Annotated in this window: 21 protein-coding genes and 2 tRNA genes; 2 read left to right on the top strand and 21 right to left on the bottom strand. The window is 70.7% G+C overall.

The features are described 5' to 3' along the window. Positions 1-29: 29 nt before the first annotated feature. The 10 genes from ACIOKD_RS23655 to ACIOKD_RS23610 form a co-directional block, all read right to left on the bottom strand. Positions 30-102, bottom strand: a tRNA-Ala gene (locus ACIOKD_RS23655). A gap of 122 nt (positions 103-224) precedes the next feature. Further along, positions 225-458 (bottom strand): hypothetical protein, encoded by a 234-nt coding sequence (locus ACIOKD_RS23650; protein WP_010986886.1) that lies wholly within the window; start codon positions 456-458, stop codon positions 225-227. A 3-nt stretch (positions 459-461) separates the two neighbouring features. After that, the gene (locus ACIOKD_RS23645) at positions 462-635 is read right to left on the bottom strand and encodes a hypothetical protein (RefSeq protein ID WP_402087288.1); all 174 of its coding nucleotides are present in this window, start codon (positions 633-635) and stop codon (positions 462-464) included. Positions 636-885: 250 nt separating this feature from the next. Continuing rightward, positions 886-958, bottom strand: a tRNA-Ala gene (locus ACIOKD_RS23640). 146 nt (positions 959-1,104) lie between these two features. After that, on the bottom strand, positions 1,105-1,806 hold the full coding sequence (locus tag ACIOKD_RS23635) for a histidine phosphatase family protein (RefSeq protein WP_402087286.1): 702 nt from the start codon (positions 1,804-1,806) through the stop codon (positions 1,105-1,107). Beyond that, complete coding sequence (gene rsfS, locus ACIOKD_RS23630; RefSeq protein ID WP_402087284.1) at positions 1,803-2,249, bottom strand: ribosome silencing factor; 447 nt, start codon at positions 2,247-2,249, stop codon at positions 1,803-1,805. Before rsfS ends, ACIOKD_RS23635 begins: the two co-directional genes overlap by 4 nt. Before the next feature lie 116 nt (positions 2,250-2,365). Further along, positions 2,366-4,087 carry an LCP family protein gene (locus ACIOKD_RS23625; RefSeq protein WP_402087282.1) on the bottom strand — a complete coding sequence of 574 codons (1,722 nt, stop codon included), beginning with the start codon at positions 4,085-4,087 and terminating at the stop codon, positions 2,366-2,368. A gap of 16 nt (positions 4,088-4,103) precedes the next feature. Beyond that, on the bottom strand, positions 4,104-4,778 hold the full coding sequence (gene nadD, locus ACIOKD_RS23620; RefSeq protein ID WP_402087280.1) for a nicotinate-nucleotide adenylyltransferase: 675 nt from the start codon (positions 4,776-4,778) through the stop codon (positions 4,104-4,106). Between the two features lie 47 nt (positions 4,779-4,825). Beyond that, positions 4,826-4,990, bottom strand: coding sequence for a hypothetical protein (locus ACIOKD_RS23615; protein ID WP_199854695.1), 165 nt, complete (start codon positions 4,988-4,990; stop codon positions 4,826-4,828). 133 nt (positions 4,991-5,123) lie between these two features. Then, a complete protein-coding gene (locus ACIOKD_RS23610; RefSeq protein WP_402087277.1) occupies positions 5,124-5,279 on the bottom strand; it encodes a hypothetical protein in 156 nt (51 codons plus the stop codon). A gap of 116 nt (positions 5,280-5,395) precedes the next feature. On the opposite strand from ACIOKD_RS23610, the gene ACIOKD_RS23605 reads away from it, so the two are divergent. Beyond that, positions 5,396-6,526, top strand: a complete 1,131-nt coding sequence (locus ACIOKD_RS23605) for a M48 family metallopeptidase (RefSeq protein ID WP_402087274.1) — start codon at positions 5,396-5,398, stop codon at positions 6,524-6,526. Positions 6,527-6,643: 117 nt separating this feature from the next. On the opposite strand, the gene ACIOKD_RS23600 is transcribed toward ACIOKD_RS23605, so the two are convergent. The 5 genes from ACIOKD_RS23600 to proB all read right to left on the bottom strand — a co-directional run bounded on the left by ACIOKD_RS23600 (position 6,644) and on the right by proB (position 11,828). After that, complete coding sequence (locus tag ACIOKD_RS23600) at positions 6,644-7,711, bottom strand: hypothetical protein (RefSeq protein ID WP_402087271.1); 1,068 nt, start codon at positions 7,709-7,711, stop codon at positions 6,644-6,646. Between the two features lie 181 nt (positions 7,712-7,892). Further along, a complete protein-coding gene (locus ACIOKD_RS23595) occupies positions 7,893-8,483 on the bottom strand; it encodes a hypothetical protein (protein ID WP_402087269.1) in 591 nt (196 codons plus the stop codon). Between the two features lie 99 nt (positions 8,484-8,582). Continuing rightward, complete coding sequence (locus ACIOKD_RS23590) at positions 8,583-9,869, bottom strand: glutamate-5-semialdehyde dehydrogenase (protein ID WP_402087267.1); 1,287 nt, start codon at positions 9,867-9,869, stop codon at positions 8,583-8,585. 115 nt (positions 9,870-9,984) lie between these two features. Next, a complete protein-coding gene (locus ACIOKD_RS23585) occupies positions 9,985-10,455 on the bottom strand; it encodes a hypothetical protein (protein ID WP_402087575.1) in 471 nt (156 codons plus the stop codon). 269 nt (positions 10,456-10,724) lie between these two features. Then, positions 10,725-11,828, bottom strand: coding sequence for a glutamate 5-kinase (gene proB, locus ACIOKD_RS23580; RefSeq protein WP_402087263.1), 1,104 nt, complete (start codon positions 11,826-11,828; stop codon positions 10,725-10,727). A 381-nt stretch (positions 11,829-12,209) separates the two neighbouring features. Here proB and ACIOKD_RS23575 point away from each other — a divergent pair, with 381 nt between their 5' ends. Then, entirely contained in the window at positions 12,210-14,294 is a 2,085-nt protein-coding gene (locus ACIOKD_RS23575; protein ID WP_402087260.1) for a hypothetical protein, read from the top strand. Between the two features lie 338 nt (positions 14,295-14,632). Here the strand turns inward: ACIOKD_RS23575 and obgE are convergent, their stop codons facing one another. The 6 genes from obgE to ACIOKD_RS23545 form a co-directional block, all read right to left on the bottom strand. Continuing rightward, positions 14,633-16,072 (bottom strand): GTPase ObgE, encoded by a 1,440-nt coding sequence (obgE, locus tag ACIOKD_RS23570; protein WP_402087257.1) that lies wholly within the window; start codon positions 16,070-16,072, stop codon positions 14,633-14,635. 168 nt (positions 16,073-16,240) lie between these two features. Further along, positions 16,241-16,495 carry a 50S ribosomal protein L27 gene (rpmA, locus tag ACIOKD_RS23565; protein ID WP_402087255.1) on the bottom strand — a complete coding sequence of 85 codons (255 nt, stop codon included), beginning with the start codon at positions 16,493-16,495 and terminating at the stop codon, positions 16,241-16,243. A gap of 14 nt (positions 16,496-16,509) precedes the next feature. After that, positions 16,510-16,830, bottom strand: coding sequence for a 50S ribosomal protein L21 (gene rplU, locus ACIOKD_RS23560; protein ID WP_402087252.1), 321 nt, complete (start codon positions 16,828-16,830; stop codon positions 16,510-16,512). Between the two features lie 205 nt (positions 16,831-17,035). Next, positions 17,036-18,382 (bottom strand): phospholipase D-like domain-containing protein, encoded by a 1,347-nt coding sequence (locus ACIOKD_RS23555; protein ID WP_402087250.1) that lies wholly within the window; start codon positions 18,380-18,382, stop codon positions 17,036-17,038. A 341-nt stretch (positions 18,383-18,723) separates the two neighbouring features. Beyond that, complete coding sequence (locus ACIOKD_RS23550; RefSeq protein ID WP_402087248.1) at positions 18,724-23,094, bottom strand: Rne/Rng family ribonuclease; 4,371 nt, start codon at positions 23,092-23,094, stop codon at positions 18,724-18,726. Between the two features lie 249 nt (positions 23,095-23,343). Next, on the bottom strand, positions 23,344-24,138 hold the full coding sequence (locus tag ACIOKD_RS23545; RefSeq protein WP_402087246.1) for a TIGR03936 family radical SAM-associated protein: 795 nt from the start codon (positions 24,136-24,138) through the stop codon (positions 23,344-23,346).

The following is a 24,138-nucleotide window of genomic DNA, read 5'->3' as shown; positions in this document are numbered from 1 at the left end:
CTTCATGTGCTGTGGAGCTGTATGTGCTGTGGAGCTAAGGAGAATTGAACTCCTGACCTCCTGCATGCCATGCAGGCGCTCTACCAACTGAGCTATAGCCCCTTGTGGTGCCCCACCGGGTCTCCCCGGCGGCGACGCCAACATTACCGGTCCCTCCGCGCACCACCAAATCGTTTCCCGGTCGCGGTCCCGGCCGGGGACGCCCCGGCCGGATCAGGGGCGGATCAGGCCGTAGCGAACGAGTAGAAGCGCTTGAGCGTGCAGTGCTCGTCGAGGAGCCGGCCGTAGATCGGCTCGCCCTCAAGCTCGCGGTACGTCTCGATGGGGTCGCCTTTTATGATCAGCGCCCGTGCGCATTCCTCGCACCAGTACTGGTAGTCGTGGTTGACCGGTTCCATGTCGCGGACGATCGGCGTACCACTGCCGCACCAATCGCACTTTCGCCTGTGCGCACCCATCGATCAGCTCCAGCTGTGGCCGCAGGCCGTGCACACGTAGGGAACTCCTCCGTTGTCGCCGAGGACTTGAGCAACGTGGGCCGAAGCGCGGGGAGGGCGGTCGAGGCGCGTGATCGGGTCCCGTACCACCTCGGCTTCGGGAAGGTCGTCGACCTTCCCGAGGATGCTCGCAGGCATCGCCACTCCCTCCCGTCGGGTCGCGCCCCCTTCCGGCCGTTTGATTCTGCCACGGCCGGAGCAATACGGTCAGCGACGCCTTCGTACCAGTCAGGACACGGGACCCGCCGCAGTGGTCGCGGCCAGCGCAAACGACGGGTAATGCGTCCGAAGAGGTATACGCCTGGGGAGGCCCAAGTGACTCAACACGCGGGGAAGAACAGGTCAACGAAAGATCCCGCCCCCTGACGGGGACGGGATCATCTTCCTGTGGAGCTAAGGAGAATTGAACTCCTGACCTCCTGCATGCCATGCAGGCGCTCTACCAACTGAGCTATAGCCCCTTGCGGTGTCCCAGCCGCTTTCCCGGCGGCGGAACAAGAGAAACTTTAGCCTGCGACCAGCCGGAAAGCGAAATCCGGAGCCGACGGGCACCGGGGCAAGATCCTCCGGCCTGCGCGGGCGGACCCACGCGTGCCGGCCGGAGGTTCTAGTCGTCGTCGCCCAGCACCGGCTCCGGCAGGGTCCCCGCGTTGTGCTCCAGGAGGCGCCAGCCGCGGGCGCCCTCACCGAGGACGGACCAGCAGCAGTTGGAGAGGCCGCCGAGGCTTTCCCAGTGCTGTGATTCCAGACCGAGGAGGCGGCCGATGGTGGTGCGGATGGTGCCGCCGTGGCTGACGACCACGAGCGTGCCGTCGTCGGGCAGCTTCTCGGCGTGCCGGAGCACCACGGGGGCCGCCCGGTCGGCGACCTCGGTCTCCAGTTCGCCGCCGCCCCGACGGACGGGCTCGCCGCGCTTCCAGCCCGCGTACTGGTCGCCGTACCGCGCGATGATCTCCTCGTGCGTCAGGCCCTGCCAGACGCCCGCGTAGGTCTCGCGCAGGCCCTCGTCGTGCGTCACGTCGAGGCCGGTGAGCGCGGACAGCTCACCCGCGGTGTCCGCCGCCCGCTTCAGGTCCGAGGCGACGATCGCGTCGGGCTTCAGGGACGCGAGCAGGCGGGCGGCGCGGCGGGCCTGGCCCACGCCGGTCCCGGTCAGCTCGACGTCCGTGGTGCCCTGGAAACGGCGCTCCACGTTCCACAGCGTCTGGCCGTGGCGCCACAGGATGACGCGGCGCCCCCGGCCCGCCTTCCGGCCGGCGTCCGACAGCGGCTTGTCGTCCGCCGCCGGAGGCCCGTCGCCGGCGGTCATCGAAGTTCTCCGCGCAGCTCTGCGGCCACCTCCGCGTCCCGCAGTTCGGCGTGCTCGGCGGCCTTGCCCTGCGTGGCCTTGGCATCGGCGGGCAGGTCGATCTCGGGGCAGTCCTTCCAGAGCCGCTCCAGCGCGTAGTACACGCGCTCCTCGCTGCGCTGGACGTGCACCACGATGTCGACGTAGTCCAGCAGGATCCAGCGGGCGTCGCGGTCGCCCTCGCGGCGCACCGGTTTCGTGCCGAGTTCCTTGTTCAGCCGCTCCTCGATCTCGTCGACGATCGACTTGACCTGGCGGTCGTTGGGCGCGGAGGCCAGCAGGAAGGCGTCCGTGATCGACAGCACGTCGCTGACGTCGTACGCGATGACGTCGTGCGCGAGCTTGTCGGCGGCCGCCTGCGCGGCGGTGGTGATGAGCTCGATAGAGCGGTCAGTGGCGGTCACTACAAGGCTTTCCGTAGGCGGTCAGGAACCCCGGGGGGTCATACCCCAAGGGTCTCACGGACCGCCGACGGCACCCCACGCGATAGACGATCACTCCACGGGTCCGGCGGGTCGGTCTACTCGCTCACCTGGTAGTCCTGGCCCAGCAGTACCGACACGTCCGCGTTCGAGGTGACCTCGCCCTTCTTCACGGAGGCCGCGGGCAGGCCCAGTGTCTTGGCGACCTCCACCGCGTCCTCCTTCTTCGCGGCGTCGGCGTATGTGATCTCGGACACCGCCTGCGCGGCGTCGGCCGTACCGCCGTCGACGAAGGTGTAGCCGCCGTTGAGCAGCACGACCCTGGCCTTCTCGGTGGCGTCCTCGTCGGCCGTGGCGTTGCGGATGCCGACCTGGACGGCGGCGCCCTTCTCGGGGCTCCTGGCGGCTCCGCCGAGCACGTCCTTGACCACGCTGTCGCTCGCCTGCGTGCTGAGTCGGCCGTCCGTCTGGACGGGCAGCAGGGCGGTCTTGAAGTCGCCCTCCTTGGCGCGGTCCGCGAGCTTGGCGAGGAACACGCCCAGGTCCTTGTCGGTGAGCGAGGGGTCGAGGATCTGCGCGAGCGTCTGCACGGTGGTCGTCGCGGCCTGCGAGTCGGACGACAGCTTGCGCAGCACGCCCTGCATGACCTGCCCGAACCGCTGCAACTGCGCGTTCTGCGACTCCCCCGAGGCGCGGTACGTGGCGTACGCGACGGCCATCTTGCCGCTGAGCGTCTGCTGCTCGCCCTTCTTGACGAGGGGCGCCTCGCTCTTCTTCTTCGCCTCGGGGTCCGGCACGTCCGCGTCGGTGTCGATGTCGATGTTGCCGACGAGCTCGACCAGGTTGTCGAGATACGGGGTGTCGAGGCGCCAGGTGCCCTCGATGTCCGTCCCGAGCACGGTGTCGAGCTCGTCGAGCGTCCCCGAGGAACCGTCGTCGTCGACCGACTTGGAGAGGGTGGTCGCGCCGCCGTCGTCGTCCGTCAGCGCCAGGGAGTTGGGCAGCAGGACCGTGGTGCCCTGCTCGGTGGTGGTGTTGTTGACGAGCAGGGCCGTCGAGGTGCCGCTGCCCTTGGTGTTGTGCAGGTGGACGACGATCACGTCGCGCTTCTGGGCGCCCGCGGCGGCGGTCGTGCCGCCCTTCGCGTCCGGCGAGGACCCGGGCAGCTTCCCGGCGAACCAGAGATAGCCCGCCCCGCCCACCACGACCATCGCGAGGACGACCACGAGGGCGACCACCCGGCCGCGCGCGCGGCGCTTGGCCTCCTCGCGCCGCTCGGTGCGGTTCTCGGTGAACTTGAGCCAGTCGATGACGTCCTCGGACTGCTCGGGCTGCTCCTCGACGAACGCGAACTGCTCGGTGCGGTAGTCGGGTTCACCCGGCCGCTCGTCACCCTCCGACGGTACGGGGGCCGGTGCGGGGGCCGGGTCCTCGGCGGGGCCCGCCTGCTGCGGGATGTAGGCGGTCTGCTCGGCGACCTGGGGCTGCGGCCGGCCCGCCTGCTGCCCGGCCTGCTGTTCCGTCTGCTGCCCCGTCGCGTACGGGTCGTAGCCGTAGCCCTGCTGGTACCCCTGCTGCCCGTAGTCCTGGTGGTAGTCCTGCCCGTAACCCTGCGCGGGCGCCTGCCCCGGAACCTGTCCCTGCACCTGCCCGCCATAGGGGTCGTACGAGCCGTACTCGTCCTGTTGCGGAGAGTACTGAGGGTGCTGCGGAGACTGTCCCGGCTGAGGTACCTGCCGGTACACGGGCTGCCCGAACTCGTCGTAGCCGACGAGTTCGTACTGGTCGCCTCCGTACCCAGCGTCGTATCGGTCGTTCACCGGTGCCCCTCTCGGCTCACTCGCCGCGGTACAGCTCACGCTTGTCGATGTAGCGCACCACACCGTCCGGCACCAGGTACCAGACCGGGTCACCCTTCGCGACCCGGACCCGGCAGTCCGTGGAGGAGATGGCGAGCGCGGGAACCTCGACGAGCGAGACACCGCCCTCCGGCAGACCGGTGTCGGTCAGTATGTGGCCGGGCCGGGTGACCCCGATGAAGTGCGCGAGGGAGAACAGTTCGTCGGCGTCCCGCCAGGTGAGGATCTGGCCGAGCGCGTCGGCGCCGGTGATGAAGAAGAGGTCCGTGTCGGGGTTGAGCATGCGCAGGTCGCGCAGTGTGTCCGTGGTGTAGGTGGGACCGCCGCGGTCGATGTCGATGCGGCTCACGGAGAACTGCGGGTTCTCAGCGGTCGAGATGACCGTCATCAGATAGCGGTCCTCGGCCGGCGAGACCTTGCGGTCGGTCTTCTGCCACGGCTGGCCGGTCGGCACGAACACCACCTCGTCGAGGTGGAAGCGCGCGGCGACCTCGCTCGCGGCCACGAGGTGTCCGTGGTGGATCGGGTCGAACGTTCCGCCCATGACGCCGAGGCGGCGCTTGCCCGGGTTCGACGGTCCGTTTCCCGTGCCACGCCGTACGTCGTGTGCCACGACGCCCGCCGGACCGGTAGGCATGTCCTGCTCTCCCATGCGTGCAGACCCTACCGGCCCGAACGGCGGGCTCTGTCGCGCGGGCGTCAGCGGTCCCGGTTGAAGCGGGTGGTGATCCACAGCAGCAGCAGGAGGGCGAGAAAGGCTCCACCGCCGACGAACAGGGGGTTCAGGCTCTCGTGGTTGCCGCCGTGCTCCTCGCCCTCGGCGGCGAGTGTGACCAACTGGGCAGCGGTGCTGTGGAAGCTCATCTTCAGCAGGACCTATCCGATGGGGGCGGGACAAAGACTTCCGCACATCGTAAGCGGGTGCCCTCTCCTCCATCACTCCGACTCCGCCGTTGGGGAGTTCGGCTCCGCCGGACCGGGAACCTTCCGCGGGGTCTCAGTCGTCCCGTTTGTAGCCGCGCAAGAGGAACCAGGCGCCCAGCGCACAACCGACGACCATCACGATGAGCACGATGCGGAGAAGATTGCCCGCCCCTTGCTCCTGGGCGGCACTCGCGGCCTCGACGAGCCACGATCCGGGGGAATGCTCCATGACGTACTACTCCTTGACGTACTGCTCCTTCGCTGTACTGCCCGTCCAAGGTATCTCCGCCTAGGCTGGTCCCCGCCTTGGGGGCACAGAAGGCAACCAAACGCATGGGGGACCACATGCCAGAAGAAAGCCACGAGAACGTACCGAGCAGGCAGCGCAGGCGCTTCGAGGGGATCTCCTCCCGGGCGTACGAGCACCCCGCGGACCGCTCGGCCCTGGTCGCCCTGCGCAAGCTCACCGGCTTCGACACGGTCTTCAAGGCGCTCAGCGGCCTGCTCCCGGAGCGCAGCCTGAGGCTGCTGTTCCTGTCGGACTCGGTGCGCGTCTCGGACGCCCAGTTCGCCCACCTGAACGTGATGCTGCGCGACGCCTGTTACATCCTGGACCTGGAGAAGGTCCCGCCGATGTACGTCAACCAGGACCCGCAGCCGAACGCGATGTGCATCGGTCTGGACGAGCCGATCATCGTCGTCACCACGGGACTCGTCGAGCTGCTCGACGAGGAGGAGATGCGGGCGGTCATAGGCCACGAGGTGGGCCACGCGCTGTCCGGCCACTCCGTCTACCGCACGATTCTGCTCTTCCTCACCAGCCTCGCCCTGCGCGTGGCGTGGATCCCCCTCGGCAACCTCGCGATCATGGCGATCGTGACCGCCCTGCGCGAGTGGTTCCGCAAGTCCGAGCTGTCCGCGGACCGTGCGGGCCTGCTGGTCGGCCAGGACCTGCGGGCCTCGATGCGCGGCCTGATGAAGATCGCGGGCGGCAACCACCTGCACGAGATGAACGTGGACGCGTTCCTCGCCCAGGCCGAGGAGTACGAGGCCGGCGGCGATCTCCGCGACTCCGTGCTCAAGATCCTGAACGTGATGCCCCGCTCCCACCCGTTCACCACGGTCAGGGCGGCCGAGCTGAAGAAGTGGGGGGAGTCCCGCGACTACCAGCGGATAATGGACGGCCACTACCCGCGCCGCGACGAGGACGGGAACACCTCGGTCACGGACTCCTTCCGCCAGTCCGCGGCCAGTTATGCCACCGACATGAAGAACTCCAAGGACCCGCTGATGAAGCTGGTCAGCGACATCGCGGGCGGTGCGGGCGACCTCGGCGGCCGGGTGCGACGCGGCTTCGGCGGCTTCGCGAGCGGCAGCAGCACCGGGAGCGCCGGCGGCGGCGGTTCCACCAACACCACCAAGGACCACCCGCACACGGACGGCCCGGAGGACACCCCCCCAAACGGCAACGCCTGACAACCGGCCACCCGCGCCCCACCCCGCAAGGGGCGCGGGGAACTGCGCGCCAAGCCCCCTCCGGGCCCGCAGGTCATGGCGATGCCCCCACCCCCTCAGCGGAGCGCAGCGCTCAGGTCACAGCTTCGGCTGCGCGCTGGCCGCCAGCGACCCGCACAGCGCCGTGGCGCTGCCCGTGGCGAACGGATCGGTGCCGGCCGGCCCACCCGCCCTGGCCGTCTCTCCCGCGAGCAGCGGACGCAGCTGGTTCGTCGCGTCCTCGGCACAGGCCAGCGGCCCGGCCTGGACGTAGGAGACGAGCAGTTCGGCCTGGTGCATGCGCAGGTCGTCGCGGTCGAACCGGAAGTGCAGCTCGCGCCGGACGGTGAACAGCGAGGCCTCGGCCTTCTCGTCGGAACCGGTCGGCCGCAGCGCGTAGACGAAGGTGTGGTCGGCGCTGACCTCAAGGGTGTCGGAGTCCGTCTCGGCGGCGGTCAGGGTGCCCTGCACCCTGACCTTGGTGTCGGCCAGCTCGGTCCGCGCCGGGTCGAAGCGGACCAGCCAGCCGGTGGGCGCGTGCCGCCCGTCCGCGGTGGGGCTCCGGAAGCTCTGGTCGAACTGGTCGAGCTGCTGCGGGTCGAGCAGTATCCGCACCGACCTGCTGGCACCGCCGGTGAGGACGTCCGGGTCGAGCGCGGACTCGACGAGGTAGTCCTTCGCCGTGGTCAGCGCGGTGACGATCTGGCTGTCGGAGAAGTGCGCGGTGCGCCGGGAGGCGGGCAGTGTGATGCCGTCGGCGCCTATGCGGAACTGGTCGGCGGGGCTGTGCGCGTACAGCGCCTCCACATCGGCCGAACCGGGTACGCGGCTCTGTGGCGCGAGCGGTATCACCGTCATGCGCAGTGGTTCGGGATGCTTCGCGGCGGGGGTCTGGTACGGATGGCGTACGCCCATGTAGATCGCCGTGCCGAACGCCACGGCGATCAGGACGACGAGGACCAGGGCCTGCCGGGAGAGACCTCGGCGCATCGGGGGGCGGCGGCGGACGGCCGGGGTGTGGTCGCCGATCCGCTCCTGCGCGGAGAACTCCTGGAGGCGGGCAGCGCGGACGAACGATTCGTCGAAGACGACGGATCGGTACTCCTCCTCGCCACCGCCGGGTACACCCTCGGATGTCCCCTCCGGTGGGTCTCCAGGACTGCCCATACTTTCAGAGTAGGTCTCCTGGACCTCAGGTAAACGCCCTGCTGCACGACAACTTCTGACAGGTTCTCACCAGGTTCACCATCAGCTCCCGGAGCGCCCCCGCGGGTTGCGGCGGCCACTCCTCAAACCTGTTGGGGCCCTGTTCCGGCCCTGGTCCCCGCGGAACGGTCCACCGGAACCGTCACGGGGTGCGGGGCACCGCCGAGGCGGCCGGCGGGGAGTGGTCGGCGGAGGCCGAGGGACCCACACCCCCGCCCTGTTCGAGTCCGGTGGAGGCGGGCGGCGGGACCTGGTCCCCGCTGCTCGACGAGGCGCCCCGGTAGACCGCCGCGAAAGCCAGCGCGACCATGCCGATGCCCATCACGAGGGCGAGCAGCCAGGCCACGGGACGGTGCCAGCGGGTCTGCTTGCCGTAGGTGCCGGGGTGGCCGTAGCCGCTGTGCAGGACGTCCCGGTCGTCCAGGTCGTCCAGACCGGGGCCGTGGCCGAAATCGCCCGGCCCGTCGGGGCCGAACCCGTCCTCGTAGAGCTCGTCGTCCCCTCGCAGGCCCCGGGTGTGCGCCCGGCGGGCCTCGGCCTCGGAGGCATCCGCTCTCGCCTGCGCGGCGGCCAGGAGACGCTCCACGGCGGTCGGCTCGTGCACCTTCGCCGCCCGCACGAAGGCCTCGTCGAAGACCACGGAGGCGAACTCTTCGTCCGCACCCCCGCGGTCGCGGTCGTCGTCGGGCTCCCAGCCGTCAGGGAACGGCGTGCCCCCCACGTCCTCCGGCACGGATCCAGAGTAGACCGGGGTGGGCGATTTGGGCAGACCGTGCGGAAACTCATCCACCTGGCGAGACGGCCGGCGCCGGACCTGTCCGGGCCGGACGGGTCAGCGCCGGATGTGCCCGTCGCCCGTGACGATGTACTTGGTGCTCGTCAGCTCCGGCAGCCCCATGGGCCCCCGCGCGTGCAGCTTCTGCGTGGAGATCCCGATCTCGGCGCCGAAGCCGAACTGGCCGCCGTCCGTGAAGCGCGTGGAGGCGTTCACGGCCACCGTCGTCGAATCGACCAACTGGGTGAAGCGGCGGGCCGCCTGCTGCGAGGTGGTGACGATCGCCTCGGTGTGCCCGGAGGTCCACAGCCGGATGTGCTCGACGGCCCGGTCCAGGGAGTCGACGACGGCCGCCGCGATGTCGTACGACAGGTACTCGGTCTCCCAGTCCTCGGTCGTCGCCTCGACGACGGTGGCCTTGGAGTCCTTGCCGTACGCGAGGACGCGCTCGTCGCCGTGCACGGTGACCCCGGCCTCCGCGAGGGCGTCGAGCGCGAGCGGCAGGAACCGGGGCGCGATGTCCTGGTGGACGAGGAGCGTCTCGGCGGCGTTGCAGACGCTGGGGCGCTGCGCCTTGGAGTTGATCAGGATGTCGATCGCCATGTCGAGGTCGGCGTGCGCGTCGACGTAGACGTGGCAGTTGCCGGTGCCGGTCTCGATGACCGGGACGGTGGACTCCTGGACGACCGTGCGGATCAGTGAGGCGCCGCCGCGCGGGATGAGCACGTCGACGAGGCCCCGGGCGCGCATCAACTCGCGTACGGACTCGCGGTTGTCGCCCGGCACGAGCTGCACGGCGTCGGCGGGCAGGCCCGAGCCTCCGACGGCGTCGCGCAGGACGCGGACGAGGGCGGAGTTGGACTCGTACGCCGAGGACGAGCCGCGCAGCAGCACCGCGTTCCCGGACTTCAGGCACAGGGCGGCCGCGTCGACCGTCACGTTCGGGCGGGCCTCGTAGATGATGCCGACGACACCGAGCGGGACGCGGACCTGGCGCAGGTCGATGCCGTTGGGGAGGGTCGAGCCGCGGACGACCTCGCCGACCGGGTCGGGCAGCGCCACCACGTCGCGTACGTCGGAGGCGATCGCGCGGATCCGTTCGGGGGTGAGCGTGAGCCGGTCGATGACGGTCTCGCTGGTGCCGGCCGCGCGGGCGCGCTCGACGTCCTTGGCGTTGGCCTCGACGATCTCGCTCGTACGGACTTCGAGGGCGTCCGCGATCGCGAGCAGCGCGTCGTCCTTCTCGGCCCGCGGCAGCGGGGCGAGGTCGGCGGCGGCGCCCTTGGCACGGTAGGCGGCCTGGGTGACCGGGGACATCGAGTCGTACGGCGAGAGCGTGGTCATAACCCGCAGGGTAATGCGCCCGTGAGAGCTGTTCAGCCGTTGTCCCACACCGCGAGACACCGCGAGACAGGTCCTGAAATGGCCGTAGAAAGCGTGTGCCCGGGGATCACCGCGGTCAGAACGGGTGTACGCCCACCGGGGTGGCCGGCAGCGGCCCGTAGCCCTCCGCGATCCGCTGGTGGTAGGTCTCGCGGTCGATGACCTCCAGGCCGACGATCTCCCAGGGCGGAAGTTTCGCGGTCTGGCGGTGCTCGCCCCACAGCCGCAGCGCGACCGCGGCCGCGTCGTGCAGGTCGCGGGCCTCCTCCCAGTAGCGGATCTCCGCGTGGTCGTTGGCGTACCGGCTGGTCAGCAGAAAGGGGTGGTCGTGGGCGAGCTGTTCCAGGCCGCGCCTGACCTCTTTCAGCGGGGCCTCGCCGCCCGAGACGCTCAGCGTGACGTGCCACAGCCGTGGCAGATCCTGCGGCTGCGGCTGCGGCTCTTCCGCCTCGTACATGTCACCGGCGGTGACGCTGGTGAGCGCCCGCTCCTCGCCGGCCGCGCGCGAGCCGCCAAGACTGCGGGACGCCGCCGCCCCAGGGCGCACTCGTCTCACGACGGCCTCCTTCACGCAATGGGTCCGCTCGGACTGTCGACTGATCGGACTGAGGGGGTCTCCCTGAGACAAAGTTGAGCAGGTGGGGAGGCGCCGCGTGGCGCTTTTACCGAAGGTCCACCTCCGGGCAGGAGCTTTGTACGGCGTTCCCCACTCTTTTCGGCCGGGGCCCTGTTGACGGGCACGGCGCGGGGCGTACGCCGGTGGACGTCCGGTGGACACCGCTCCGGGTCCCCTCCGCCCCCTTCGGGCCGCCCGGTTCACGAATTCAGCAACACCAGGTCGTCCCGGTGCACGACCTCGCGTTCGTACGCGGGTCCCAGCTCGCGCGCCAGGTCGCGCGTGGAACGCCCGATCAGCTGCGGGATCTCCTTGGCGTCGAAGTTGACCAGCCCCCGGGCGACCGCCCGCCCCGCGCTGTCACGCAGTTCGACGGGGTCACCGGCGGTGAAGTCGCCCTCGACGGCCGCGATGCCCGCGGGCAGCAGGGACGTGCGCCGCTCGACGACCGCGCGCACGGCCCCGTCGTCCAGGACGAGGGCGCCCTGCGGGGTCGACGCGTGCTGGAGCCACAGCAGCCGGTCGGCGGAGCGGCGGCCGGTGGCGTGGAAGTACGTGCCGGTGTCCCGTCCGGCGAGGGCGTCCGCCGCGTGCACCGCGCTCGTCAGCACCACCGGGATGCCGGCCGCGGCGGCGATCCTGGCCGCCTCGACCTTGGTGACCATGCCTCCGGTGCCGACACCCGCCTTGCCCGTACTGCCGATGTCGACGTGCGCGAGGTCGGCCGGAGTGCGTACTTCCGCTATCCGCGACGTACCGGGTCTGCTGGGGTCGCCGTCGTACACGCCGTCCACGTCGGAGAGCAGGACGAGCAGGTCCGCGCGGACGAGATGGGCCACGAGGGCCGCGAGGCGGTCGTTGTCGCCGAAGCGGATCTCGTCCGTGGCGACGGTGTCGTTCTCGTTGACGACAGGCAGGGCGCCCATCGCGAGGAGCTCGTCGAGGGTGCGGGAGGCGTTGCGGTGGTGGGCGCGGCGGCTCATGTCGTCGGAGGTGAGCAGCACCTGGCCGACCCGGACTCCGTACCGGGCGAAGGAGGCGGTGTAGCGGGCGACGAGGAGGCCCTGGCCGACGCTGGCGGCGGCCTGCTGGCGGGCCAGGTCCTTCGGGCGGCGGCGCAGGCCCAGCGGGGCGAGACCGGCTGCGATGGCGCCGGACGAGACGAGGACGACCTCGTGCTCGCCGCCGCCACGGCTCTTGGCGAGGACGTCGACGAGGGCGTCCACGCGGTCGGCGTCGAGGCCTCCCGCCGCGGTGGTCAGGGACGAGGAACCCACCTTGACGACGATCCTGCGGGCGTCCACGACGCCCTGCCTGCTTGCCGCCCGCCCAGCCGCTGACACGCTGTACCCCAATGTTTCCCACGTTCCCCACGGTCCGACCTGCGACCTGTCCGGTTCGTGCAATCTACGGGACGCAGGGCGGCGGACGCCCGCGTGTTTCGAGGGGCGGACGCGGGGAGGCGGGTCGGCGGGGGCGCGCGCGGAGGGCGGGAAGGGAGCGTCACGGCTTCTCGTCGTTTTAAACCCAAATCCGGTGATAGTTCTCACGCAAGATTGCTAGGCGACCCGCAGAGGTCATACGGTCAGGGATCGGCCTCTCCCGTACGGCCTTCAGGGAGGTACGGCGAGGCCCGACCTCCACGCCTCCCCCCATCCGCCGCACCCCTCGCAGGAGCCCATTCCGTGCCCTCCGCCGGACTCGCCACCCGCCGCATCGTGCAGCTGTCCGCGCTGCTCTTGATGTTCGCGCTCTTCACGGCTCAGATCGTCTCCGCTCTGCTGCCGAACGTCCCGGTGTTCGTCGCCGTGAGCGCCGCCGGCCTCGCCCTCGACGTGTTCCTGCAGTACCGGGATCCCGGGCTGCTCTCGCTGCTCGGCAAGGTCCGCTTCGACGCCACGGTCCGGCAGTTGCTGCGCGACATGATCATCCTGGTAGGGCTCCTGCGGATCGACGGCATCAGCCCGACGCGCGAGCAGGCGCCGCTGATGGTCGGGCTGTGCGTCTTCTACGCCCTGCACTTCGCCTGCCAGGCCGCCGCCGTGATGGTCCGCCGCACTCGTACGCTGCCGATCGTCACCCGCAACATCGACGCGTCCGCGCTGCGCCTCACCGCCGCTCCCCCGCGCATCCTGGCCCGCCGCCCCGGTCACCGGCTGCTCACCTTCTCCGTCCCGACCACGATCGGCCTGATGGTCACCGCGGCCACCGAGGACGCCCTGTGGGGCGCCCTCGGCCTCGGTGTCGCCCTCGTGCTGATCGGCGGCGGCACCGCGTACCTCGCCACCTGGCTGCTGCCGAAGAAGCGCGCCCTGAGCGAGCAGAAGGTCATGGAGTGGCTGGACAACTGGCTGGCCGACTACCGGCCGACGGTCGCCATGTACTTCTCCGGCGGCACGACCTCCGCGTACCAGGCGAACATGTGGCTCTCCACGGTCTCCGCGGTCGACGCGAAGCCGCTGATCGTGCTGCGCGAGCGGTTCATGGTGCAGAAGATCGACGCCACCGACGTGCCGGTGATCTGCTTCCCGAAGGTCTCGACGATGTTCTCGCTGGAGAACTCGACGCTCAAGATGATGCTGCACCCGGCCAACGCGGCGAAGACCTCGCAGGTCCTTCGCATTCCCACGGTGAAGCACGCCTTCATCAACCACGGCGAGAGCGACAAGCTGTCCTCCTGCAACCCGTACGCGAAGGCGTACGACGAGGTGTGGGTGGCCGGTCCCGCGGCCCGCGAGCGGTACGCGCTGGCCGAGGTCGGCGTCGAGGACAAGGACATCGTGGAGGTCGGCCGCCCGCAGCTCGCGCCGATCCGCCCCTACTCGGGGGCGCCGACGGGCGCGTTCACGACCGTGCTGTACGCCCCCACGTGGGAGGGCTGGGACGGCAACCCCGGCAACACGTCCGTGGTGCTGGCCGGCGAGAACATCGTCCGGCAGTTGCTGGCCGACGACGGTGTACGGCTCCTCTACAAGCCGCACCCGATGACCGGTTCCGTCGATCTGCGCGCGGGCGCCGCGAACGAGCGCATCAAGGCGATGATCCGCGAGGCCGCCGCGCTGCGCTCGGGCGCTCGCCCCGAGGCCGGTGCCGCGGCCGAACTGGCGCGTCGTACGGCCGAGTTGGACAAGCTGACGTCCACCGACTTCCGGGCCAGCGCCGACGAGATGGAGCGGATGCTGCTCCAGGGCGTGCCCCGGGGTGACCGCGAGGCCGCCATCGCCGAGGCCACGCTGGCCTGGGAGAAGGCGTACTGGGCGTCCTTCCCGGAGTGGGAGCACCAGATCATCACGGACGCGCGGCCGGGTATCTTCGCCTGCTTCAACCAGGCGGACCTGCTGGTCAGCGATGTGTCGTCGGTGGTGTCCGACTGGCTGTCGAGCGAGAAGCCGTACGCGGTGGCGAACACCTCGGGGATGCCCGAGGCGGCGTTCCGCACGGGGTTCCCGACGGTGTCGGCGGGAGTTGTCCTCTCCCCCGGCGCGGAGGGGGTGCCGGCGCTCCTGGAGTCGGTCCGACGGCCCGAGAAGGACCAGTTCACGGCGGCCCGTGCCGCGCTGAAGGAGCACCTGCTCGGTCCGTCCGACCCGCCGTCGATGGTCCGCTTCAACGGCGCGATCGACGACCTGTGCACGAAGGCCGACGAGCGGCGGGTGCGGATGGAGTCGCGGCTCGCGGCCGAGATCCCTTCGCCGCGGTCGGCGTCGGAGGACGCGGCGGACGAGGGTTCGCAGGACGCGAGCGAGGCGGAGGACTCCGTCAACGCGTGAGCGCAGAACGAAGGCGTGGGGCCCGGAGTCACCTCCGGGCCCCACGCCTTTGTTCTGCAGGGGTACGCCTTCGACTACGGGCCGGTGGTGGCTTGTCGCGCCGTTCCCCGCGCCCCTGAAGGGGCGCGCCCCAGGCGTCTCATTTCAGGGGCGCGGGGAACGGCGCCGGCAACCCTCACCCACCCCGGCAACACACCAACCTCCACCCCCACCCACCTCAGGGGCGCGAAGAACTGCGCGGGCAACCCCCACTCACCCTCAGGGGCGCGGGGAACGGCGCAATCAGCCCTCCCCGGGCCGCGGTGCATCCACACACCCCGGCCCGGAGGGCGGACCCGCTAGAACGGGTTGAAGTCGTCGAACTCCTGGTCCGACTCGTCCCGCTCCGCCTGCTTGTCGCGACGCCGCTGCGCAGCCGGCCGCGGCGGCTCGAAGCGGTGGTCCTCACCACGGCGCCCGAGCATCTCGGCACCGGCCAGGACCGAGGGCTCCCAGTCGAAGACGACCGCGTTCTCCTCGGGACCAATGGCGACGCCGTCACCCGAGTTGGCGCCGGCCTTCATCAGCTGTGCCTCGACGCCCAGACGGCTGAGCCGGTCGGCGAGGTAGCCGACGGCCTCGTCGTTGCTGAAGTCGGTCTGGCGGATCCACCGCTCCGGCTTCTCGCCACGCACGCGGTAGAGCCCGTCGTCCTCGCGGACCACGGTGAAGCCCGCGTCGTCGACCGCCTTCGGGCGGATGACGACGCGGGTCGCCTCTTCCACGGGCCTCGCCGCACGAGCCTGCCCGACCAGTTCGGCGAGGGCGAAGGAGAGCTCCTTGAGGCCCGTGTGGGCCACGGCCGAGATCGCGAAGACCTGGTAGCCGCGCGCCTCCAGATCCGGGCGGACCATCTCGGCCAGGTCCTTGCCGTCCGGCACGTCGATCTTGTTCAGGACGACCATGCGCGGCCGGCGGTCGAGGCCGCCGCCGTACTGCTTCAGCTCCTCCTCGATCATGTCGAGGTCGGAGACGGGGTCACGGTCCGACTCCAGGGTCGCCGTGTCCAGGACGTGGACCAGCACCTCGCAGCGCTCCACGTGACGCAGGAACTCAAGACCCAGGCCCTTGCCCTGGCTGGCTCCCGGGATCAGTCCCGGCACGTCGGCGATCGTGTAGACCATCGAGCCGGCCGTCACCACGCCGAGGTTGGGGACGAGGGTGGTGAAGGGGTAGTCGGCGATCTTGGGCTTCGCGGCCGACAGGACCGAGATCAGCGAGGACTTGCCCGCGCTCGGGTAGCCGACCAGCGCGACGTCCGCGACCGTCTTCAGCTCCAGGACGATGTCCTGCATGCCACCGGGAACGCCCAGCAGCGCGAAGCCGGGCGCCTTGCGGCGGGCCGAGGACAGCGCGGCGTTGCCGAGGCCACCCCTGCCGCCCTCCGCGACCACGTACGTCGTGCCCTGGCCCACCAGGTCGGCGAGTACGTTCCCGTCCTTGTCCTGGACGACGGTCCCGTCCGGCACCGGCAGGATCAGGTCCTGGCCGTCCTTGCCTGACCGGTTGCCGCCCTCACCGGCCCGGCCACTGGTGGCCTTGCGGTGCGGGGAGTGGTGGTAGTCGAGGAGCGTGGTGACGGACTGGTCCACGACCAGGCTCACGTCACCGCCACGGCCGCCGTTGCCGCCGTCCGGGCCACCGAGGGGCTTGAACTTCTCCCGGTGTACGGAGGCACAGCCGTGACCTCCGCTACCCGCGGCGACATGCAGCTCGACGCGGTCCACGAAGGTGGTCATGGGATGTGCCTCCAGTTACGTACGGAAATCTCTCATCGATGATCAACGCGCGGACGTCGACGGTCTTCGCCGATCGTCGCCGCTCGATGATCACTACTCAGTTGAAACACGCGAAAGGCGGACCCGCTTCCCGTACGGGAAGTGAGGTCCGCCTCGCGAAAGATCCGGTCAGACGACCGGAACGATGTTCACGACCTTGCGACCACGGTGCGTGCCGAACTCGACCTCACCGGCGGCCAGCGCGAACAGCGTGTCATCCTTGCCACGGCCGACCTTCACGCCGGGGTGGAAGTGGGTGCCACGCTGGCGGACCAGGATCTCACCGGCGTTGACGACCTGACCGCCGAAGCGCTTCACGCCGAGCCGCTGAGCATTTGAGTCGCGACCGTTCCGGGTGGACGATGCGCCCTTCTTGTGTGCCATCTCTCCTCAGTCCCTTACTTCGCAGCCGCGGGGATCTCAGTGACCTTGATCGCCGTGTACTGCTGGCGGTGGCCCTGACGACGGCGGTAGCCGGTCTTGTTCTTGTAGCGAAGGATGTCGATCTTCACACCCTTGTGGTGATCCACGATCTCGGCCTGGACCTTGATGCCGTCCAGCACCCACGGGTCGCTGGTGACGGCGTCGCCGTCGACAACGAGCAGGGTCGAGAGCTCGACCGTGTCGCCAACCTTGGCAGTGGAAATCTTGTCAACCTCAACGATGTCGCCGACAGCAACCTTGTGCTGGCGACCACCGCTGCGCACGATGGCGTACACGCGGATCTCTCTCTCACTCGAAATCGGAATCCCCGCAGTCCAGCCACCGAAGAAAGCGAAGCAGGCAGCCTCTCCCGGGGCGCGAGCCACCAGGAGGAAGAGGTTTACGGGAATGCGGTGCATCAAGAAACACACCGAGGGTCAAGGCTACGGGGCCCCGACGTGGGGGTCAAACCGGGCCCCGACCGCACCCCGAGCGGGCAACCTACGTGGGCTCGCCGTCCGCCGGCAGCGGCTTCACGCCCTTGCACAGATCCGTGCTGTCCGCGGTGCCCGGGTAGGCGACCTTGGTCACCCGGTCGAAGTGGATCCTGTACATGTCGTGCACGGCGTCGTCGTCGACCTTCACGATCGACTCGTCGTTCTCGCGCAGCGCGGGGCCGGTGTAGTTGCCCGAGCCGGTGAAGCTGATCTTGTTCTTCACGCCGTCGTACATGCCGTCGACGAGGATGTACTTGGAGTGGATGATGTACGGCGTGACCAGCTTCTTGCCGGGGTTCAGCGGGTCCCGGTCGTCGTTGTAGCAGCGTACGGTCGGGCCCCCGGTGGTGTGCATCTTCTCCCAGGTGCCCTTGGTGCCGCCGCTGCTCTTGGCGCTGTCCGACTCCGCGTAGACGATGCTCACGGAGCAGCCCGCCTTCTTCAGGTCGACCAGCTTCTCCGCGATGGCCAGCCGCGTGATCTTGAAGATCGCCACCCGGACCTTGGTCGACCGGGTGACCCCCGCGGTGTCCTTGTACTTGCAGGTGACGTTGTTGAGGGTCGAGTACACCGTGTCGGTGGCCCGCGTGTTGCCCGCCCGCGGGAAGAAGTACGCCTTGTAGAGGCCGTTGCTCACCGTGCGGTAGTTCCAGGACTCCCAGTCCTGCGCGACCATCGTGTCGAAGTAGTCGGCGTACGCGTCGTACATCGTCGGGTTGTTCGGCAGCAGCAGCGCGTCGTTGAAGAAGCGCGTGTGCGCGGACGGCGTGGAGTTCGAGGTGGTCTCCACGACCACGTTCGTGGCGCCCTGCACCGCTGAGAACAGCCAGAACTTGTTGTGCATGATCGACTGCCCGAACCTCGGGTCGCCGAGGCACGACTTGCTCTCCGGACACGTCGAGACGTACGAGCCCTGCGTACGGTCCGTGCCGAGACCCGAGGCGAGCGTCCCGTAGGCGGTGTTCGTCGGACGGTCGCTGATGCTGGACTCGTCGAGCAGCACCTGTACGCGCACACCGCGGTTCTTGGCGGCGACGAGCGCGTTGACGACGCCGGCCTCCCAGACGTGGTAGACCGCGACCTTGATCGTGGAGCCGGGCAGCGCGGAGTTCGTCAGCTCGATCAGCCGGGTGCGGATCGCGTACTGCTGGTCGGTCGTGCCGAGCGGGTCGTTGAAGATCGGCCCCTCGGTCCACGTCGGGTTGTCGACGGCCTGCGCCGTACCCGCCGACGTGCCGGCCTGGACACCCGCCGCGGACAGCACGGTCGCCAGCGCGACGGCCTGACGGCTTCCCCTGACCGGCTTCACAGCGCGGTGCCGCCCCGTGCCCTGCAGGCGCACGCGCGCCATGAGATCCCCTCCCCTGACACGTGTGAGCGTCCTCCCCGACGCACACCCGTGTATGTGTAATCAATGACCGCCCGATTTTTACAGGTGCGGAAGCACGTTCCAAGGGCGGGGGGTGAATGTGATGTCCGTGATGCTTCCCAAACCGCGTCACGGTATGTCAGACCGGGCGCTCGGAACGGCAGTTCGGGTGACCGCGCGGGTCGTACGGGTGACGGCGGCGGCCCACACGCCGACCGCTGCCGCGCCCCCGCCGGGCACGACGACGCCCCCCGACCGGCGCGGTGACCGCCGGTCGGGGGGCGTCGTGCCGAGGCTCGCGCCTCCGCCGCTGCTGGTCCTCGTCAGTCCTCGTCGGTGGAGGCGGTGACGGTGGACGGCGTCTGCTGCTCCGCCGCCGCGGTCTTCTTGGACGTCGACTTCGCGGCCGTCTTGGCGGTCTTCGTCGCCTTCTTGGCCGTGGTCTTCTTGGCGGCCGTCTTCTTGGCCGCCGTCGTCGTCTTCTTCGCGGCGGCCTTCTTCGCGGGCGCCTTCTTGGCCGCCTTGCGGACCGTCTTCTTGGCCGGCTCCCCGGCGTCCTCGCCGGACGAATCAGCGGGCGCCTCGGCGGCCTGCGCCGGGGCTTCCGGCTGCGCCGACGGGACGACCACGACTGCGGTCTCGGCGGACGAGGTCGGCGCGGTGGCCTTACGGACCGCACGACGCCTCGGACGGGCCGGGGCAGCGCTGTCGGCGACGGGCTGCTCACCCGTGGAGACGGCCTCGGCGGCCTGCTCCACGGGCTCGGCGGGCGGCGCGGCAGGCGCGGCGGCCGGTTCGGAGACCGTCACCACGGTCTCCTCGGCCGCCGTGGGCGAACCTGCGGGCGCGGACACCTTGCGGGTCGCCCGACGGCGCGTACGGCCCTTGGGAGCCGCGTCGTCGACGGCCGGTGCCTCGACCACCGGGTCCTCGGCGGCGACGGGCGCCGTCTGCGCGACCTCGGCCGGCTCCTGCTGAACCGGACGCGCGACCTCTTCCTCCGGCGTCACGGACTGCGCGGTCGGAACCTCGGCCTGCTCGGCCTGCTCCGCCCGCTCCGCTCGCTCGGCCCGCTCGGACCTGCGGGACTCGGACCTCGGCGCACCCGCCGGGGCCGACGCCCGCCGGCTCGACCGGCGACGCGAACGGCCACCACGGGTGGCCGCGGCCTCCGCCTCGGCGGCGCTGCTGTACAGATCCTCGTCCGGTACGAACTCGGGCTCGGGAAGCGCGACGGGCTCGGCGACCTCCGCCGCGACCTCGGCAGCCGTCTCGTACGGCTCGCCGGCCTCGGCCGTCTCCGTCTCGTACGTGTGCTCGTGCGTGTGCTCGTTCTCGTGGGTCTGCTCGGCGCCGCCGCGACCGCGCTTCTTGCGCTTGCCGCCGCCTCCGGCGGAGGTCGGCTGCTCCATGTGCACGATCACGCCGCGGCCGTTGCAGTGGACGCAGGTCTCCGAGAACGACTCCAGCAGGCCCTGGCCGACCCGCTTGCGGGTCATCTGGACGAGGCCCAGCGAGGTGACCTCGGCCACCTGGTGCTTCGTACGGTCGCGGCCCAGGCACTCCAGAAGGCGCCTGAGCACCAGGTCCCGGTTGGACTCAAGGACCATGTCGATGAAGTCGATGACGACGATGCCGCCGAGGTCGCGCAGCCGCAGCTGGCGCACGATCTCCTCGGCCGCCTCCAGGTTGTTCCTGGTGACCGTCTCTTCGAGGTTGCCGCCCTGACCGGTGAACTTGCCGGTGTTGACGTCGATCACGATCATCGCTTCGGTCTTGTCGATGACCAGCGAACCACCGCTGGGCAGCCAGACCTTGCGGTCCAGCGCCTTGGCGAGCTGCTCGTCGATCCGGTACGTCGCGAAGACGTCGACCTCGGAGGTCCACCTCGACAGCCGGTTCGCCAGGTCGGGCGCCACGTGGGCGACGTAACCGTGGATGGTGTCCCACGCCTCGTCGCCGCTGACGATGACCTTGGTGAAGTCCTCGTTGAAGATGTCGCGGACGACGCGGACGGTCATGTCCGGCTCGCCGTACAACAGGGTCGGAGCGTTGCCGCTCTTCGCCTTCTTCTCGATGTCCTCCCACTGGGCCTGCAGCCGCTCGACGTCACGGCGCAGCTCGTCCTCGCTCGCGCCCTCGGCGGCGGTGCGCACGATGACGCCCGCGTCCTCGGGGACGATCTTCTTGAGGATGGTCTTCAGACGCGCGCGCTCGGTGTCGGGCAGCTTGCGGCTGATGCCGGTCATGGAGCCCTCGGGCACGTAGACCAGGTAGCGGCCGGGCAGCGAGACCTGACTGGTCAGGCGGGCGCCCTTGTGGCCCATCGGGTCCTTGGTGACCTGCACGAGGACCGACTGGCCGGACTTCAGGGCGCTCTCGATGCGGCGGGGGCCGTTGGCCATGCCCAGCGCCTCGAAGTTGACCTCACCGGCGTACAGGACCGCGTTGCGGCCCTTGCCGATGTCGATGAAGGCGGCCTCCATCGACGGCAGCACGTTCTGGACCTTGCCCAGGTAGACGTTGCCGACGTACGAGGTCGACTGCTCCTTGTTGACGTAGTGCTCCACGAGCACGTCGTCCTCAAGGACGCCGATCTGCGTGCGCTCGCCGCTCTGGCGGACGACCATCACGCGCTCGACGGCCTCACGGCGGGCCAGGAACTCGGCCTCGGTGATGATCGGGACGCGGCGGCGGCCCTGCTCGCGCCCTTCGCGGCGGCGCTGCTTCTTGGCCTCAAGCCGGGTCGAGCCCTTGATGGACTGCACCTCGTCGCTCGGGTGCTCGTCCTTCTTGCGGGGCTCGCGGACCTTGACGACCGTGCGCTCGGGGTCGCTGTCGCCTGCCTCGACCTCACCGGAGGAGTCGGAGGAGTCACCGGCGCGACGACGGCGACGACGGCGACGACGGCTGCTGCTTGAGCCACCGGCGTCGTCGTGGTCGTCGTCCGCGTCGGCGGGGTCCTCTTCGGCCTGCTCGGCGGTGTCCTCGGTGTCGTCGGAGGTCCGGGCGGCCTGCTCACCGCGCTCGCCCCGCTCGCCCCGCTCGTTCTGCTCGCCGGCGAAGTCGTCGTCCGCGTCGGCGGACTCGCCACGGCGGCGGCGACGGCCACCGCGGCGGCGACGGCGACGCGAACCGTTCTCCTCGCTGTCGTCACCGTCGGCGGCGTCCTCGGCGGACTCCTCCTCGGCGGGTTCCTCGTCGACCGGCTCCTCGGCCTCGGGGGCACGCTCCACCGGGGCCCGCTCGACGGGGGCGGCGGGCTCCTCGGCCTTGCCACGGCGGCGGCGACGGCGCGAACCGCCAGCCTCCTCCTCGGCGGCGGCCACGGGGGCGGCCTGCTGGACCGGCTCCGCGACCTCCTCCACCTCTTCGGCGGCCTCGGCCGCGGCGGCGGCAGCCGCACGCTCCGGCGTCTGGAACATCGGCTCGGCGAAGACCGGCGCCTGGAAGACGGCGACGGCGGGGCGCGCGGGGCGCCGGGCCGAGCCCTCCTCGGCGGTCTTGCGGGGCGCGGGCGCGGAGAAGCCTCCGGCCGCCTTGCGGGTGGCCCTGCGACGGGCGCGACGCGGGGTGGCGTCCTCGGCGTCGGCGGGGGTCTCGGTCTCGGCGGACCGGTCGTTCCTGGCAGCGGCCACGGGGGCCTCCCTGCGCTCGTCGCGAGCAACGGCCTCGGTGGGCCCGGTCGCGGTGGGGGTCTCGGCGCGCTCCGCCTTCTGCCGGGCGGCGCGACGAGTGGGCTCGGCGGCGGCCTCGGCGGGCACCGGCTCGGGCGTCTCGCCCTCCGCCTCTGCCTCCGCCTGCGGCGCACCGGCGGGCGCGGTGGCCCGGCGCGTGGCACGACGACGCGCACGCGGGGCAGGAGCTGCCTCAGCCTCGACCTCGGCAACCGGCGTCTCCTCGACAGCCGACGTCGCCTCGGTGACTGTGACCGGGGCGGCAGCCGGAGTCTCGGCGACCGGAGCGGCCTCAGCGGTCTGCGGCGCACCCGTGGGCGCGGTGGCCCGGCGCGTGGCACGACGACGCGCACGCGGAGCAGGAGCTGCCTCAGCCTCGACCTCGGCAACCGGCGTCTCCTCGACAGCCGACGTCGCCTCGGTGACTGTGACCGGGGCGGCAGCCGGAGTCTCGGCGACCGGAGCGGCCTCAGCGGCCTGCGGCGCACCCGTGGGCGCGGTGGCCCGGCGCGTGGCACGACGACGCGCACGCGGAGCAGGAGCTGCCTCAGCCTCGGCCTCGGCCTCGATCTCGGCGGGCGCTTCGGGCTCCGCCGCCACGGCCGGCGCGGCGGTCTCGACGCTAGTGGCCTCGGCGGTCTCGTCGTCCTCGGCGCCCGGTACCGCGGTGGCGTCCGCGGTCTCGGCTGCCTGCGGAGCTCCCGCGGGGGCGGACGCCCGGCGGGTGGCGCGACGGCGCGCACGGGGGGCGGGGGCGGCCTCGTCGGCCGGTGCCTCCGCGGATTCATCCGGGGCGGCCTCCGGCGCCTGTGCCGCGGCCCTCTTCTCGGGAGCGGCGGTTTCAGCCGGTACGGCCGGCGCCGTGGTCTCCGCCACGGCCGTGCCCTCGGCGTTCGCCGACGGCGAGCCGGCGGGGCGCGAAGCGGCACGACGACGCCGGCGTGGCGGCAGCGTGTCGCTCGGGGTGCTGTTGTCGGAGCCCGTGGAAGGCTCGGTGGAGTCGGTCGGCTCAAGCATGCGGGTGGATCTCCCGTCAGGCTCCCGGGCGCCGCGGATCCGGTGACGTCCGCGGCTCGCGCGTTGCGCGGTGCCGCCGTCCGGGGCGCGGGCGCCGCACGGGAGCTCTCTGTGTCCTGTCTCGCCGGTTCCGTATGCTCTGTGTGCGTACGGCCTGGCGAAAGTCTTCTGGTCGGTGCGCTGCCCGACCCAGGTGGCTCCCGGATACGAGGGCGGCGCTTCGACGTCCGTCCCTACGCGGGACCTTCCTTACGCCAGCGCCTTCGCGGCGGCAGCTGCGGTGTCCCCGGAGACTTCCGGAGAAGGTGCTGCTGCCTCGCGGTCGGGCGCGAGCGGGTCGGTCACCGTGCCGGTCTCTTCATCGAAAAGCCCCTGCGCCAGCCTGGTCACCGCTGCGGGGACCGGCGGCGCCAGGTCGGCCACGGCTCGAAGACCGGACAGGACGTCGTCAGGTCGAACGGCAGGCGTCACGTGCCGAACAACCAGCCGCAGTATCGCACAGGCCTGGTCGGTAGGCCTATCAGCCTGTGGACCGTGTGCCTCCGACCGTGCGCTGTGCGCCTCCAGACTCGCGACGGCGCCGCGGGCGTCGAAGGTGCGCATACCGTTTTTCGCCTTGCGCTGCACCTCGACGGTCTCGGCCGCCGTGAAGGCGTCGACCGCGCGCCGCGCGTCCTCGGGTGACACGCCGTCGAGGCGCATCTCCCATACGGACGCGGTGAGCCGGTCGGCGAGACCCGAGGTACGGGCCTCCACGGCGTCGATGATGTCGAGGCCTGCGGGCATCGACTCGTCGAGGAGTACGCGCAGCTTGCCGGGATCACGCGCGTCGGTGAGCGCGATCTCCAGGTACTCCGCCTCACTGCCCGTGCCGGTGGGTGCGGCATTGGCGTACGACACCTTCGGGTGCGGCGTGAACCCCGCCGAGTACGCCATGGGCACCTCGGCTCGGCGCAACGCGCGCTCGAAGGCACGCTGGAAGTCACGGTGGCTGGTGAACCGGAGGCGGCCGCGCTTGGTGTAGCGCAGTCGGATGCGCTGCAC

This window comes from Streptomyces sp. NPDC087844 (assembly GCF_044742785.1).
In the GTDB taxonomy this organism is placed as follows: domain Bacteria; phylum Actinomycetota; class Actinomycetes; order Streptomycetales; family Streptomycetaceae; genus Streptomyces.
This window is presented reverse-complemented; position numbering and strand designations above follow the sequence as displayed.

Bases quoted from the DNA above. Each gene is read 5' to 3' on its own strand.
- ACIOKD_RS23650 (WP_010986886.1), bottom strand. From the start codon at position 458: ATGGGTGCGCACAGGCGAAAGTGCGATTGGTGCGGCAGTGGTACGCCG.
- ACIOKD_RS23645 (WP_402087288.1), bottom strand. From the start codon at position 635: ATGCCTGCGAGCATCCTCGGGAAGGTCGACGACCTTCCCGAAGCCGAG.
- ACIOKD_RS23635 (WP_402087286.1), bottom strand. From the start codon at position 1,806: ATGACCGCCGGCGACGGGCCTCCGGCGGCGGACGACAAGCCGCTGTCG.
- nadD (WP_402087280.1), bottom strand. From the start codon at position 4,778: ATGGGAGAGCAGGACATGCCTACCGGTCCGGCGGGCGTCGTGGCACAC.
- ACIOKD_RS23615 (WP_199854695.1), bottom strand. From the start codon at position 4,990: ATGAGCTTCCACAGCACCGCTGCCCAGTTGGTCACACTCGCCGCCGAG.
- ACIOKD_RS23610 (WP_402087277.1), bottom strand. From the start codon at position 5,279: ATGGAGCATTCCCCCGGATCGTGGCTCGTCGAGGCCGCGAGTGCCGCC.
- ACIOKD_RS23605 (WP_402087274.1), top strand. From the start codon at position 5,396: ATGCCAGAAGAAAGCCACGAGAACGTACCGAGCAGGCAGCGCAGGCGC.
- ACIOKD_RS23600 (WP_402087271.1), bottom strand. From the start codon at position 7,711: ATGGGCAGTCCTGGAGACCCACCGGAGGGGACATCCGAGGGTGTACCC.
- ACIOKD_RS23590 (WP_402087267.1), bottom strand. From the start codon at position 9,869: ATGACCACGCTCTCGCCGTACGACTCGATGTCCCCGGTCACCCAGGCC.
- obgE (WP_402087257.1), bottom strand. From the start codon at position 16,072: ATGACCACCTTCGTGGACCGCGTCGAGCTGCATGTCGCCGCGGGTAGC.
- rpmA (WP_402087255.1), bottom strand. From the start codon at position 16,495: ATGGCACACAAGAAGGGCGCATCGTCCACCCGGAACGGTCGCGACTCA.
- ACIOKD_RS23555 (WP_402087250.1), bottom strand. From the start codon at position 18,382: ATGGCGCGCGTGCGCCTGCAGGGCACGGGGCGGCACCGCGCTGTGAAG.
- ACIOKD_RS23550 (WP_402087248.1), bottom strand. From the start codon at position 23,094: ATGCTTGAGCCGACCGACTCCACCGAGCCTTCCACGGGCTCCGACAAC.